19 protein-coding genes and 2 tRNA genes are annotated in these 13,111 nt (G+C 70.0%); 19 read left to right on the forward strand and 2 right to left on the reverse strand.

The window, feature by feature from the left end:
* Window positions 1-49 precede the first annotated feature (49 nt).
* A tRNA-Ser gene (locus tag ACFUK0_RS36680) sits at window positions 50-114 on the reverse strand.
* Window positions 115-537: 423 nt separating this feature from the next.
* On the opposite strand from ACFUK0_RS36680, the gene ACFUK0_RS36685 reads away from it, so the two are divergent.
* From ACFUK0_RS36685 to ACFUK0_RS36695, 3 genes are all read left to right on the forward strand, one after another.
* Entirely contained in the window at window positions 538-1,035 is a 498-nt protein-coding gene (locus tag ACFUK0_RS36685; protein WP_380257744.1) for a hypothetical protein, read from the forward strand.
* A 5-nt stretch (window positions 1,036-1,040) separates the two neighbouring features.
* Window positions 1,041-1,418, forward strand: a complete 378-nt coding sequence (locus ACFUK0_RS36690) for a hypothetical protein (RefSeq protein ID WP_380257746.1) — start codon at window positions 1,041-1,043, stop codon at window positions 1,416-1,418.
* Between the two features lie 522 nt (window positions 1,419-1,940).
* Window positions 1,941-2,798, forward strand: coding sequence for a nuclease-related domain-containing protein (locus tag ACFUK0_RS36695; RefSeq protein ID WP_380257748.1), 858 nt, complete (start codon window positions 1,941-1,943; stop codon window positions 2,796-2,798).
* A gap of 4 nt (window positions 2,799-2,802) precedes the next feature.
* Here the strand turns inward: ACFUK0_RS36695 and ACFUK0_RS36700 are convergent, their stop codons facing one another.
* Window positions 2,803-3,273 carry an NUDIX hydrolase gene (locus tag ACFUK0_RS36700; protein ID WP_380257778.1) on the reverse strand — a complete coding sequence of 157 codons (471 nt, stop codon included), beginning with the start codon at window positions 3,271-3,273 and terminating at the stop codon, window positions 2,803-2,805.
* Window positions 3,274-3,291: 18 nt separating this feature from the next.
* Between ACFUK0_RS36700 and ACFUK0_RS36705 the strand changes: the two genes are divergently transcribed.
* From ACFUK0_RS36705 to ACFUK0_RS36780, 16 genes are all read left to right on the forward strand, one after another.
* On the forward strand, window positions 3,292-4,068 hold the full coding sequence (locus ACFUK0_RS36705) for a GntR family transcriptional regulator (protein WP_380257750.1): 777 nt from the start codon (window positions 3,292-3,294) through the stop codon (window positions 4,066-4,068).
* A gap of 138 nt (window positions 4,069-4,206) precedes the next feature.
* Entirely contained in the window at window positions 4,207-4,548 is a 342-nt protein-coding gene (locus ACFUK0_RS36710; RefSeq protein ID WP_380257752.1) for a hypothetical protein, read from the forward strand.
* Window positions 4,549-4,553: 5 nt separating this feature from the next.
* Complete coding sequence (locus ACFUK0_RS36715; protein ID WP_380257754.1) at window positions 4,554-5,933, forward strand: FtsK/SpoIIIE domain-containing protein; 1,380 nt, start codon at window positions 4,554-4,556, stop codon at window positions 5,931-5,933.
* Between the two features lie 85 nt (window positions 5,934-6,018).
* A complete protein-coding gene (locus tag ACFUK0_RS36720) occupies window positions 6,019-6,204 on the forward strand; it encodes a hypothetical protein (RefSeq protein WP_380257756.1) in 186 nt (61 codons plus the stop codon).
* A 78-nt stretch (window positions 6,205-6,282) separates the two neighbouring features.
* On the forward strand, window positions 6,283-6,972 hold the full coding sequence (locus ACFUK0_RS36725; protein ID WP_380257758.1) for a DUF2637 domain-containing protein: 690 nt from the start codon (window positions 6,283-6,285) through the stop codon (window positions 6,970-6,972).
* A 14-nt stretch (window positions 6,973-6,986) separates the two neighbouring features.
* On the forward strand, window positions 6,987-7,178 hold the full coding sequence (locus tag ACFUK0_RS36730) for a mobile element transfer protein (protein WP_380257760.1): 192 nt from the start codon (window positions 6,987-6,989) through the stop codon (window positions 7,176-7,178).
* 15 nt (window positions 7,179-7,193) lie between these two features.
* Entirely contained in the window at window positions 7,194-7,382 is a 189-nt protein-coding gene (locus tag ACFUK0_RS36735; RefSeq protein WP_371481541.1) for a hypothetical protein, read from the forward strand.
* A gap of 7 nt (window positions 7,383-7,389) precedes the next feature.
* Window positions 7,390-7,926, forward strand: a complete 537-nt coding sequence (locus ACFUK0_RS36740; RefSeq protein WP_380257763.1) for a hypothetical protein — start codon at window positions 7,390-7,392, stop codon at window positions 7,924-7,926.
* Window positions 7,927-8,424: 498 nt separating this feature from the next.
* Window positions 8,425-8,516 (forward strand) — tRNA-Val (locus ACFUK0_RS36745).
* A complete protein-coding gene (locus ACFUK0_RS36750; protein ID WP_380257765.1) occupies window positions 8,473-8,619 on the forward strand; it encodes a hypothetical protein in 147 nt (48 codons plus the stop codon). The genes ACFUK0_RS36745 and ACFUK0_RS36750 overlap by 44 nt, the downstream gene beginning before the upstream one ends.
* A 284-nt stretch (window positions 8,620-8,903) precedes the next feature.
* Window positions 8,904-9,092, forward strand: a complete 189-nt coding sequence (locus ACFUK0_RS36755; protein WP_380257767.1) for a hypothetical protein — start codon at window positions 8,904-8,906, stop codon at window positions 9,090-9,092.
* 3 nt (window positions 9,093-9,095) lie between these two features.
* On the forward strand, window positions 9,096-9,266 hold the full coding sequence (locus ACFUK0_RS36760) for a hypothetical protein (RefSeq protein ID WP_380257769.1): 171 nt from the start codon (window positions 9,096-9,098) through the stop codon (window positions 9,264-9,266).
* Window positions 9,267-9,328: 62 nt separating this feature from the next.
* Window positions 9,329-10,309: a DNA cytosine methyltransferase gene (locus tag ACFUK0_RS36765; protein ID WP_380257771.1), complete on the forward strand. Its 981-nt coding sequence runs from the start codon at window positions 9,329-9,331 to the stop codon at window positions 10,307-10,309.
* The gene (locus ACFUK0_RS36770) at window positions 10,309-11,652 is read left to right on the forward strand and encodes a replication initiator (protein WP_380257773.1); all 1,344 of its coding nucleotides are present in this window, start codon (window positions 10,309-10,311) and stop codon (window positions 11,650-11,652) included. Before ACFUK0_RS36765 ends, ACFUK0_RS36770 begins: the two co-directional genes overlap by 1 nt.
* Window positions 11,645-11,854: an excisionase family DNA-binding protein gene (locus ACFUK0_RS36775; RefSeq protein WP_380257775.1), complete on the forward strand. Its 210-nt coding sequence runs from the start codon at window positions 11,645-11,647 to the stop codon at window positions 11,852-11,854. Before ACFUK0_RS36770 ends, ACFUK0_RS36775 begins: the two co-directional genes overlap by 8 nt.
* A complete protein-coding gene (locus ACFUK0_RS36780; protein WP_380257776.1) occupies window positions 11,854-13,008 on the forward strand; it encodes a tyrosine-type recombinase/integrase in 1,155 nt (384 codons plus the stop codon). Before ACFUK0_RS36775 ends, ACFUK0_RS36780 begins: the two co-directional genes overlap by 1 nt.
* Window positions 13,009-13,111: the final 103 nt, after the last annotated feature.

Genomic DNA, 13,111 nt, shown 5'->3' on the forward strand with positions numbered 1-13,111 from the left:
GACAGAGGCCCAGGTCAGGGAGTGAATCCCTGACCTGGGCCTCTGTCAGTGGAGCGGGCGACGAGAATCGAACTCGCGTGACTAGTTTGGAAGACGACGGCACCGGATGCCCGCTGAGCTGCTGATTCGCTGACCTGCGGGGGAGCGGCGTGCTCGCCCCGGCTCCCCGTGATTCCCCGCCGGCTCCTCGCCGAACGGGCACGTGGCGGGCACGAGGGCTCAGAACGCCCCGTAGCGGCGCTGGGTGGGTCAGTCTTAATCGGGGGGCCGCGCGCTTCCTTGGGCCATCCTGAGCCGTCTGCAGAGCCCTTCCCGGGCCTTCTGGGGATCGGGGCTGCAGCCAGGCACGACGGCAGGTGTCATGCGCGCGTGCCTGCGCGACGGGATCTGATGTCACCAAGGTAGCGCTGGCCTTGGCTGATGATTTACCGTCAAGCTCGACTTCTTGGCCCCTCGCATGGCTGGTGCCGCGTGGCGCTATGATACGGCTGCTGCGATTTCCAATATGAAGTCGGCTATCGATCCGTGGGGGGGTTGGTGTCTTTTTATGATCTCGTAGATCATGTCGCTACGATAACAAGTATTCCATTTGCCGTGATCGGATTTGCGATCACTATCTGGCAGACTTGGAAGGCGAGAACTGCGGCAGAAAAGGCGCAGGAGGCGGCTGAAGTAATGCGAGATCGCATTACTAGATCTTCCCTGGTGATGCTAATCCCTCAACTGACGAGAGTTGAGGACGAGATAGACCGTGCCGTGAGTGATGGAAACGTTCGCCTCGCTATCTCGTGGATCAATACCTGGAGATGGCAGGCGGGTCAAGTGAAGGGCCTCCTTCAGGCTGCCCAGGCAGATGATCCAAAAATAATGAAAGCCCTTCAGGCTTCCATTGTTGCATCGGGTGAGGCTAAGAACGCGCTATTGGCTGGATCGAGTGATCTCTATGCCGACTCCGCTGTGATGCGTAGGACGATTAGCAGGGCTTCGGGCGAGTTGAGCTCGCTAGCTGCAATCTATGGAATGCAAGGGGAGTGACTATTATGGTCGAGGATGTCCGCCAGCTCAAGATTCTCCGTCTCCTGATCTCTCTTACGCAGGCCAGGAAAATCGAGTGGGAGAGCGCTACGAACAATAGGCATGTGCCGGGTCGCTACTCGGCATCGATTGCTGATGCTACATTCTCCATTTGGAGTAAGGATGGAGATGGTCTGCATCCATATATCTTTGAGATGTACAATGGTGAAGGTGATCAGGTTGGCCTTGTTAGGTCGCGACCGGTTGATTCTGCGGTTGATCAAGAAATGAACGATCTCATCCAAGAGCTTCATCAGGCCGCGCATCGGAATGCGACTAATATCGACGCCTTCTTGGATCACCTGATCGAAGAGCTTGAGAGGGAGGACGGATCCCCGTTCTAGCTGGGTGCCCGCCAAGGCTTCTCGCTGAGCGGGGCGGCTCCCTCGTCGATCGGGCAGCTTCGCCGCACCCGGGTTCTCCAGGGGCCGCCAAGGCTCACGGCGTGACGCTTGCGCTTGGCCTTGGCGGCCCCTGGGGGTTCCGGGTACGCCCTTGGGGGTCCGGTCGACGAGGGAGCCGTCCCGCGACCCACCACCATCACCACATCGACGGTGCACCTTCGCGCATGTCGGCCGCCCCCTCCGAGGAGGGCCGGGGTTTGGGGCAGAGCCCCACTTCTCTCTGCTGCTACTCGCGGCACCGCCGGCCGCCGCCGGAGCGGGGCGTAGACAGGAGCGACGGCGAGCGGCCGGGCGAGTGCCGCGCGGCGCTCGGCGCCGCGCCTTGAACCCGTAGAGAAGGTTTTTACGCACTCACTCCCTTTACCCGTACACCCCGATCCGCAGCGACTGATGCGCTCTTGGCAGTCGCCCGCCGCCGTGCTGAGGTGGACCGCTGGGTGATCACTGTCTCAGGGGGCGGGGATGGACGAGTTCACGGTTGGACGCTGGCGCCGGCATGGGCACGACCGGTTGTACGTGAACCAGCGCGGCGTTGACAAGGCGCTCGGCTGGTACGACTTCAAGACTGGCGAGACCGTGGTGAGAGACGAACGTCAACGGGTCACGGTGGAGAACGTGTTAGCCGCTCACCTGGCGACGGACCCCGCGACCGCCGCACCCTTGCCGGGGCGCACGCCCGTGTCGGAGGAACGCCCTCCCGCGGTGCCCTACTTGGACCTCGCGCTCAACGTTCCTGGTGCTTCCATCCGCCGGAAGATCGATGAACTTGAGCCGAGCTGGCTCAAACGGCGCCTCGCCTACTGGCTTGGCAAGGAACGGACGGAGGCCCATACCTGGGCTGTTGGCCTGCGTGGTGAGCGCTTGGTCGGCGGCCGGCTAAACCGTCTTCGCCGTGACGGGTGGAGGGTGCTCCACTCGGTGCAGTTTTCCAGCGGGACGGACATCGACCATCTCGTCATCGGGCCGCCGGGGGTTTTCACGGTCAATACGAAGCATCACCGGGGCGCCGCCGTCTGGCAGGGAGATTATGCCATCACCGTCAATCGTGCGGCCACGCCCTACGTGCCGGTAAGCCAGAGCGAATCGGCAAAGGTCGCGAGGATGCTCTCGGCCCGGTCTGGGTTCTCGGTGCCGGTGCAGCCGGTGATCGCAGTGGTGGGAGCGGCCTCGATCACGATCGGATCGGCCCTTGCCCCGGTGCTGCTCCTGGACGGCGCGGATGTGGATCGGCGGCTGTCCGGACGGTCGCCGCAGCTTCTGGGTGACCAGGTGGAACGCATCTTCGCTGTGGCCCGCGACAGTCGGACCTGGCTCGGCTGAGGGTTCAGACGCTGGACGACATGAGTACACGCCCGTCGTGCGAGCGGATGTGCGGCAACTCGTCCTGGAGCGCGTCCGTGATTCGAACGGCGTAGACCTCGCCCATGTGGGTGCGCACCTCGTCGGGGGTCAACCAGTCGACCGCCGTGGACTCGTCCGACAGCCGCTCGGTGCCGCCTTCGGGATGGCAGCGGAAGACCAGCGCGACCACGCCTCGGTTCATGTTCTTGTAGACCCCCGTGAGTCGGTCTACGTGGACGCGGATGCCCGTCTCCTCGAACACCTCTCGCCGGACGCCGTCCTCCACGGTCTCGCCCAGTTCCAGGACCCCGCCGGGGGGCTCCCAGGTGCCGTTGTCGGCCCGGCGGATCGCCAGCACACGCCCGTCTTCGCGGACGACCACGCCGGCCACCGAGACTGAGTGGAGAGGCGTTGACGTGGCTCGCTGGGGGCTGTTACTCATGTACAGGAGGATAGGAGACAATGCAGGACTATGGCGAGCGACCCGGCCTCGACGGCCAAGCCGAAGTACCTCCAGATCGCAGATGACCTTGCGGCGCAGATCCGCTCAGGTGTCCTGGCTCCTGGTGACGCAGTACCCAGTGAAGCCGAGCTGATGGAGCGGTACGGCGTCGCTTCCGGCACGGTGCGGAAGGCCGTGGCAGAGCTGCGGACGACTCAGTTGATCGAGACCCACCACGGGCGCGGCTCGTTCGTGCGGTCCCGGCCCCCGGTGCAGCGCAAGTCGTCCGACCGCTTCCGGCGGGCCCACCGTCTGGCGGGCAAGGCTGCATACCTGGCTGAAGCCGAGCAGTCGGGCGGTGTCCCGTCCGTGAACGTGCTCTTCGTCGGCCCGGTGGATGCGCCGGCGGACATCGCGGAACGACTTGACGTCCCGGTCGGTGCCAAGGTGCTCGCGCGCAAGCGCCGGTACTTCCGGGATGGGACGCCCACCGAGGAGGCGACGTCCTACCTGCCCTGGGACGTGGTGAAGGACATCCCGGAGATTTTCGCCGAGAACCCGGGTGGAGGTGGGATCTATGCCCGCCTGGAGGAGCAGGGGCATGTGCTCTCGGAGTTCACCGAGACGGTGCGGGCGCGGCTGGCCACGAAGGCTGAGACGGGCGCTCTCGCGCTGAGCCCCGGTGCACCGGTGATCCACCTGATCCGGAACGCCACGACCGCCGCCGGCGTCGTGGTGGAGGTCTGCGACACCGTCATGGCCGCTGACCAGTTCGTTCTGGACTACCGGTTCGCCGCGCGCGACTGACGGCCGCTCAACTCTCGCGACCCGCCGCAAGATTCTTTCTCGCGGCGGGTTGACTCATGTACAGGAGTCGGGCACTCTTCTATCCATCAGCTCATGTACATAAGTGCATGAGGCCACCTCCTTTAGAGGAGTTGCACGATGGCTACCTTCAAGATCGATACTTCGACCGCGTTCGTGTTCGTGGTGGTCCCGCCGGCGCCGAAGCTGGTGAACAAGCAGACGGGCGAGATCGCGATGGACCGGGAGACCGGTGCCCGGTTGCTGACCGTGGGTCTGACGGTCGCGGACGACGGTGAGGCGAACCTCTACACCGTGACGGTGCCGGAGACCGGTGTCTCGGAGGGTCTGGCGGTCGGCATGCCGGTCGCGGTGACCGCGCTCAAGGCCCGTGACTGGGAGAACGAGTTCAACGGTCAGAAGCGGCACGGGATCTCGTTCCGCGCGATGGCGATCACGTCCCTCGCTCCGGCCCGGGGCTGAGCGCGATGTCGGAGCTGCTGACTCTGGCGGAGGTGGGTGCTCCGCTGGCGGCCGTCGCCGGTGGCGCCGCGTTCGCCCGGGTGAAGGCGCCGGCGGTGTACTGGTCGGCGATCGGCCTGCCGGCTACGGCGGTCCGGTTCTCCGCGACGTACGGCAGCACCATGGACGCCTGCGGGCTCACGGTGGCGCCGTCCCGGTTGCGGGTGCTGGTCACCCGGGCGGCCACTCGCCGCGAGATCCGCCCGGTCCCGCCGAGGATCCGCCGGGTCCGTCCGACGTCGACGGGCCTGCGGGTCCGCATCCGGCTGGCGCCCGGTCAGGAACCGGCGGACGTGGCGGCCTCGGCGGAGCGTCTTCGTCACGCCTGGGGCGTTCACGCCGTGCACGTGACCGTCGTGAAGCCCGGTGTGGTGGAGCTGCGGATGACCGGTTTCGACGTGCTCCGCAAGGTGCGGATGCCGCGTCGTCTGCCGGCCGGTGACCTGCTGGTCCCCGTCGCGCTGCGGGACGACGGTACGGCCTTCGTCCGGGACTACCTGGCCATTCCGCACTGCCTGACCCTGGGCGCGACGCTGACCGGCAAGTCGGTGTACATGCGAAACCTGATCACCGGCCTCGCCCGGCGCAGGGTGGCGCTGGTCGGTATCGACTGCAAGCTCGGCGTCGAACAGGCGCCGTTCGCCCCTCGCCTGTCGGCGCTGGCCACCGATCCGCAGCAGGCGAGTGACCTGCTAGACAGGCTCGTTGAGGAGATGGAGGCACGGTACGACCTGATCCGTGAGCACCAGGGTGTTCCCGGTTCGGTGGCGGCCGAGGAGATCACCGCTGACGTGTGGGGGTTGCCGGCGGAGCTGCGGCCGGTGCCGCTGGTCCTGATCGTGGACGAGGTCGCGGAGCTGTTCCTCGTCGCCACTCGCAAGGACGAGGACCGGCGGGACCACATGGTCACCCAGTTGATCCGCCTCGCTCAACTGGGCCGCGCCGCCGGGGTGTTCCTGGAGGTCTGCGGCCAGCGATTCGGCTCCGAGCTGGGCAGGGGCGCCACGATGCTCCGCGCTCAGCTCACCGGCCGCGTCGTCCACCGGGTCAACGACAGGCCGACCGCTGAGATGGGGCTCGGCGACATCTCCCCGGAGGCGGTCTTCGCCGCGACGCAGATCGCCCCCGAGATGCCCGGGGTGGCGGTGGCCGGAGACTCCTCCGGCGGCTGGTCCCGCATCCGCACCCCCGACCTGTCCCTCGCCGACGCCGCCCGCGTCTGCCGCGAGACCGCCCACCTGACACCCGACCTGCCCTCCCTCGCCGCCTTCCGGCCCGCCTGCGCGACCGTGCCCGCCCCGGCCGGCGGCCCCTCCCTGGTCAAGCCCCGCCCCGTCACCGGCTGACCCACCCCCGCACCCCGGCCGGCGCGACCGCCTCCGCGCCACGTCCCTACCCCCGCCATGCCCGACGCCGGAAGGAACCCGCCCCGTGCCCATCAAGAGGACCGCCCGGAGCAAGACCGCCCCGTCGAAGTGTGCGGGCTGTGCCGGTGAGGGCTGGGTCAAGGAGACCCACACCGTCGGCCGGGGCAAGAAGTCCCGCCCCGCCGGTGAGGTCGAGGTCCTGTGCCCGACCTGCCTCGGTTCCGGTACCGCCGCCGAACAGCTCCCCTGACCGCCGGAACCGGGCGGATGCCCGCCCCCTTGGCCCGCCCGGTCCCGGCCCCAACCACCTGGAAGGAGGACCCCTTCGATGCGCCTGCTCCGCCCGGACGCCGTGCTCGTGCAAGCCGCCATCGCCGGCGCCCTGTCCTTCGCCCACCTCCACGACCTCGCCTCCGCCGCCGGACAGAACGGCTGGAAAGCCTGGGCCTACCCCGTCTCCGTCGACCTGCTGCTCGTCGCCGCCTGGCACCGCATGCGGACCCTGCGCGCCGCCGGCACCCCCGCCCCGGCCGCCTGGACCTGGTTCGCCATCGCCCTGACCGCCTCCCTCGGCGCCAACGTCGCCACCGCCGGACTCCTCGACCTCGGCCACGTCCCGCCCTGGCTGCGGATCCTCGTCGCCGGCTGGCCCGCCCTCGCTTTCTTCGGCGGCACCCTTCTCGCCCACACCACCACCGCGACTGCCCGCCCCGCCGAACCCGACATCGCCGCCGAGCCGGACCTTCCGCTCTACGAACCCGCGCCGCCCTTCGCCCCGCTGGCCGAGCCCGAACCGCCGGCCGTCGAAGCACCCGAACCGGTCCCCGCTCTCCCGCCCGCCCCGACACCCGCCCCGGCTCCGGCTGTGGCGGTGCCCGCCGCGCTGATCGACCACGCCCGCAAGGTCGCCGACGACCACCACGCCCGCACCGGCGCCCCCATCGACGCGGACACCCTGCGCGCTCGGCTCGGAGTCCCGGCGCACTTCGCGGACGCCATCGCCGCCCAACTCACCTGACCGGAGGCCCCGACATGCCCCGTCCGATCCGCCCCCGCAACAGCCTGCGCATCGGCCCCGTCCAGATCGCCACCTACTACGACGGCCGGGGCCGCGAGAAGCACACCGCCGTCTGCACCGCCCCGCGCTGCGGCTTCTCCGCCGACTACGACTCCCGCCCCGCCGCCGAGATCGCCGCCCGCACCCACCGCTGCACCGTCCGCTGACAGGAGACCCACCCCGTGAACGTCACCCTGCCCCTGGTCGTCGTCCTCGGCGCCGCCACCTGGACCGCCGTCAAGCTCCTCGGCATCCGCCTCTGGGTCGCCGCCCTCATCGCCCTCTTCGGCTTCTACCTCGCCGGCACCTTCCTCGCCCCCGTCATCGAGGAGACCACCCGCACCGGCGTCAACGCCGTCACCACGAAGTGAGGCCGTCATGACCACCAACCTCCTGACCCTCCCTCCGCTCCGCCTCACCCCGGACGCCTCCGGCCTGATCGCCGAGATCGAGGCCTACCTCGCCTCCCTCCCCGCGCCGGCCCGGCACACCGTCCCGTATGTCTGCCCGCTCGGCTCCACCGTCCAGCCCTGGAACGCCGGCCACCCCGTCCCGCACCTGACCCTGCTCGACCGGATCGCCCGCCGCCCGGCCCGCCCCGTCCCGGTCACGGCGGCCGAGCACCTGCGGCTCGCCTCCCGCTACATCGCCGCCCACGGCTGGGTGCAGGGCGCCCTGTGGGACACCGCCGGCCGGGTCTGCCTCCTCGGGGCACAAGCCGCCGTCCTCGCCCACGGCTACGGCACCCCCGCCACCGTCACCACCGCCCGCGTCCAGGTCATGGAGATCCTGCACGCCACCGGACGCCCGGTCACCTCCCCGGACGACTACAACGACCGCCCCACCACCCGACAGGCGGACATTCACCACCTGCTCGACCGGGCCTCCGCCCGCGCGCTCTCCCTCGGTCTCTGACCGGCCCCCGGGGCGGCCCGACACCGCCAAGCATCCCGCCGCCCCGGGGCCGCAACCCGCTTCGCACCGGAAGTGAGTGACAGGACTTGAACCCGTCACTCACCCGGGCGCCCGGACCGCACCGGAAGGACTCGCACCATGGACCTCGCCCCGATCCTCACCGCCGCCGGCGTCCCCCTGATCGGCTGGACCAGTCACAGCACCTGGCTCTACCGCCGCCTCGCCACCGCCCGCCGCGACCCGCTCACCGGCCTGCACACCCGCGACGGCTTCACCGCCCGCGCCGAACACCTGATCCGCTCCCAGCCGGACCGCACGACGGTCCTGCTCATCGATCTGGACGACTTCAAGGCCGTCAACGACACCCACGGCCACGCTGCCGGCGATGCCGTTCTCACGGCCACCGCGAACCGGCTCGCGGCCTGGTGCGGACCTCACGGCCTCGCGGCCCGCCTCGGCGGGGACGAGTTCGCCGTCGTCGTCCTGGACGCCACCGCCGGACGCCTGGAACGGCTGAGCGCTGCTCTTACAAAGCAGATGTCGCTGGTGGGCCGGCAAATCCCCGTCGGCGCCTCCGTCGGCGTCTGCCACCTCGCCGACCTGCCGCACCTGTCGCTCACGGACGCGCTCGCCGCCGCCGACCGCGACATGTACTCCCACAAGCCTGACGGCCGGACCTCCCGCCGCCGCTGAAACCCGAAGTGTGTGCGGCCGGCGCTGGCAGGCGTCCCTTGGCCCTCGGCAAAGCCCGGCCGTCGGTTAGGTCCCGGACTTCCTCCGGGCCACCCCCTGACAAGACCGGGGAGGCAGCTGCTCTACGGAGCTGGATTCCTCGGCAGCCGGCCGCACGGCAGGACGGTAACCCGCACCACTGACAAAGCCAGACCGGTCCCCGGGGCGGCTCGACACCGCCAAGCATCCCGCCGCCCCGGAGACCGCAACCCCTCCCCGAACCGAAGCCCACGAAGGAGACCTTCATGATGCCCCAGCACACCCACGCCCAGACCCGGATCTGCCCGGACTGCTCCGGCTTCGCCGCCGTGGCCATCGCCACCGGCCTGCGCCAGAACGACGGCACCCGCCACACCATCCCGGTCACCTGCCCCGCCTGCCACGGCACCGGCACGGTCCTGCGGCTCCTGGCCACCACGGGCAAGGCGGCCTGACCGGTGGCGCTCCTCGACTGGCGGGACTCCCACCACTGGTCCCCGAAACCGGAACCCTGCGGCGTCTGCGAGAAGCCCACCAACCTGCGCTCGGAGCGCGGCAAGCCCGTCCACAAGGTGTGCGCCGAGCAGTGGATCGAACAGCACCCCAAGCCCACCATCGACCGGTCCTGACCGCCGGCCCCGGAGTCACCCAGCGCCCGACTCCGGGGCCCCTCCCCGAAGGGAGACCCGCCTTGAACCGCCACATCATCGACCTGTTCGCCGGCCCCGGCGGCTGGTCCGAAGCACTCCGCCGACTCGGCCACAGTGACACCGGCATTGAACTCGACCTGGCCGCCTGCGCCACCCGCGCCGCCGCCGGTCACCGCACCGTCCGCGCGGATGTCGCCGCCTTCCCTACCGCCCCGCTCCGCGGCAAGGTCTCCGGCCTCATCGGCTCCCCGCCGTGCCAGACCTTCTCCGCCGCCGGACTCCAGGCCGGGGCTGACGACATTGCCCTCTGCCACCAAGCACTCGACGACCTCGCCGCTGGCCACGACACCCGCGCGGTACTGCGCGCCGCCTGCATCGACCCCCGATCCCTGCTCGTGGTCGAACCCCTGCGCTTCGCCCTCGACACCCGCCCCGACTGGATCACCCTGGAGGAAGTCCCCGCCGTGGAACCCCTCTTCGCCCACACCGCCCGTATCCTGCGAACCCTCGGCTACTCCACGTGGGTCGGCATCCTCAACGCCGCCGACCACGGCATACCCCAGACCCGCCGCCGCGCCTTCCTCATAGCCTCCCGCACCCGACAGACCACCCCGCCCGCACCGACCCACGCCAAGGTGCCCGAACCTGACACCCTCTTCGGCCCCGGCCGCGCTCCCTGGGTCACCATGGCCGACGCTCTCGCCCTTCCCGCCGGCGACGTCGTCACCCGCGGCGAGCACCACACCGGCGGCAACCGCTTCACCACCACCGGCCCCGCCTGGGCACTCACCGGCCGCGCACGCTCCTGGACCCTGCGCACCGGCGACCTGCCCGGCGACCGCCGCGAACTCGACATCGCCGAAGCCTCCGTCCTCCAGGACTTCTCCGCCCGCTATTCCTGGCAGGGCTCGCGGACCAAGCAGTTCGAACAGATCGGCAACGCCGTCCCCCCGGGCCTCGCCGCCGCCGTCCTCGCCACCGTCCTGGAGCCCGCCCGCGTGCCGCTGGCGGTGGCTGCCTGATGACCACCACGTCCCCGCCCCCGGTCGCCGATCTCCTCGGCCTGGCATCCCTCGGCACCATGCCCGCCCTCATGCGACAGCTCTCCGGCCTCGCCGGCTGCACCACCCCCATCCGCCTAGACGGCTGGCGCACCGAGATCAACGAGAGCACCGGGCAGGTCCTGCACCACCTCGAATCCGCCGACCTGCCCGCCGGCAACCTCCTGACCCGCTGCGGCAACCGGCGCACCACCCGCTGCCCGTCCTGCGCCGAGACCTACCGTCGCGACACCTATCACCTGATCACCGCCGGACTCACCGGTGGCAAAGGCACCCCGGAGACCGTCGCCACCCACCCCCGCGTCTTCGCCACCTTCACCGCCCCCAGCTTCGGCCCCGTCCACAACCGCCCCACCGCCGGCCGCTGCCGCTGCGGCACCACCCACCCCACCGACGACCCGGCCCTCGGCTCACCCCTCAACCCCGACACTTACGACTACGAAGCCGCGGTTCTCTGGAACGCCCACGCGGGCAAGATCTGGGCCCGCTTCTCCATCCACCTGCGCCGCGAAGTCGCGAAGCGAGCCGGCCTCACCCAACGGGACTTCAAGGACTTCGCCCGGATCTCCTTCGGCAAGGTCGCCGAGTACCAGAAACGCGGCGCGATCCACTTCCACGCCGTCATCCGCCTCGACGGCCACGACGGCGGCCACCAACCCCCGCCCTCCTGGGCCTCCGCCGAACTGCTCACCGACGCGATCCGCGCCGCCGCCCGCCGCACCGAGATCCCCGGCCCGCTCGTCAACGGCCGGGAGCACCGCTTCTCCTTCGGAAACCAGCTCGATATCCGCACCATCCGTAGTGCCGACTTCACCGGCCCTGTCCAGATCACCGAGCGGGCCGTCGCCGCCTACATCGCCAAGTACGCGACCAAGGGAGCCGAGACCGCCACCGGCGCACTCGACCGACCTGTCCGCTTCCTCGCCGAGATCGGACACCTCGACATCCCCGAGCACGCCCGCCGGCTCATCCGCACCTGCTGGGACCTCGGCACCGACCCCGATCTCGAAGACCTCCGCCTCCGGGCCTGGGCCCACATGCTCGGCTTCCGGGGCCACTTCTCGACCAAGACCCGCAAGTACTCGACCACCCTCGGCGCACTCCGCAACGCCCGCGCCGCCTGGCGCCGCGCTCAGGCCCTCGAACACCTCCACGGCCCCGACAACCCGGACACCGAAGAGGAGACGACTCTCGTCCTCGCCCACTGGGCCTTCGCCGGCACCGGCCTCACCCCCGGCGAGTCCTGGCTCACCGCCGCACTGCAACCCGCACCCGGAACGGAAGGAGAACCCACCCATGCCTGACCACCTGCTCGACGTCGACCAGGTCGCCGTGATCCTCGGCACCACGTCCCGGTTCCCGCGTCGGCTGATCGAGGAGCGCCGGATCGAGTACGTCAAGGTTGGGCGGCACGTCCGCATCCGGGCCTCGGTCCTGGCGGACTTCATCGCCGCGAACACCGTGTCGCCGGCCCGGCGCCGCGTCCGGCTGGGGGTGGCTGCCTGATGGCCGGCAAGCGCACGTTCGGCCGGGTCCGCAAGCTGCCCTCCGGCCGCTGGCAGGCTCGGTACCCCGGCCCCGACGGCATCGACCGCCCGGCGCCGGAGACCTTCGCGACCAAGAAGCTGGCGGATGACTGGCTGGCCGCCATGCAGACCGAGCTGAGGGCGGGGGACTGGTCCGACCCCGACGCCGGCCGGGTCACCTTCGGCGTCTTCGCCAAAGCCTGGATCGCCGAGCGGGGCCTGAGCGCCGGCACCGTTCAGTTGTACGAGACGCTGCTCCGGCTCCACCTCGCCCCGACCTTCGGGCGGACCGCCGTCGCCGACATCTCCTCGGCCGCCGTCCGGGCCTGGCGCGCCGCCCGCCTCGCCGCTGGCACCGGGGCCTCGACCGTCGCCAAGTCCTACGCCCTGCTGCGGGCGATCCTGAACACGGCGGTGGCCGACCGACTGATCCGCCGCAACCCGTGCCAGATCAAGGGCGGCAGCAAGGAGGAGACCCCGGAGCGTCCGACCGCCACCGTGGCCGAGGTGTACGCCATCGCCGCGCAGATCGATGAGCGGTACCGCGCCCTGGTCCTGATCGCCGCCTTCTGCGGACTGCGCTGGGGCGAGCTGATCGGGCTCCGCCGCCGGGACGTCGACACCGGACTCGGCACCGTGAGAGTGCGTCAGTCGATGGCGGAGCTGAGGAACGGTGAGCGGGTCGCCAAGCTGCCCAAGACGGCGGCCGGGGTCCGGACCGTGGCCATTCCGGAGGTGATCCTCGCGGAGGTCAAGCGGCACCTGAAGCTGTTCGCCGAGCCGGCCAGCGACGGCCGGGTGTTCCTGGGGGCCAAGGGGGCCACGCCCCGCCGTAACCACTTCAACCGGGTCTGGCACCGGGCCTGCGCCGCTGCCGGCGTGACCGGTCTGCGGTTCCACGACCTGCGCCACACCGGGAACACCCTGGCCGCCTCGACCGGGGCGAGTACCCGTGAGCTGATGGCGAGGATGGGTCACAGCACCGCCCGCGCCGCGCTGATCTACCAGCACGCCACCGCCGAGCGCGAGCGTTCGATCGCCAAGGCGGTCAGCGACCTCGTGAAGAAGGCCCGGCCGAAGCCGAACCGGAAGAAGATCGATCCGAACGGGCACGGCACGGGCACGCCGGACTGAAAGACCAGGGGAACGACAGAGGCCCAGGTCAGGGAGTGAATCCCTGACCTGGGCCTCTGTCAGTGGAGCGGGCGACGAGAATCGAACTCGCGTGACTAGTTTG

The organism is Kitasatospora sp. NPDC057223, assembly GCF_042669755.1.
Lineage (GTDB): Bacteria > Actinomycetota > Actinomycetes > Streptomycetales > Streptomycetaceae > Kitasatospora.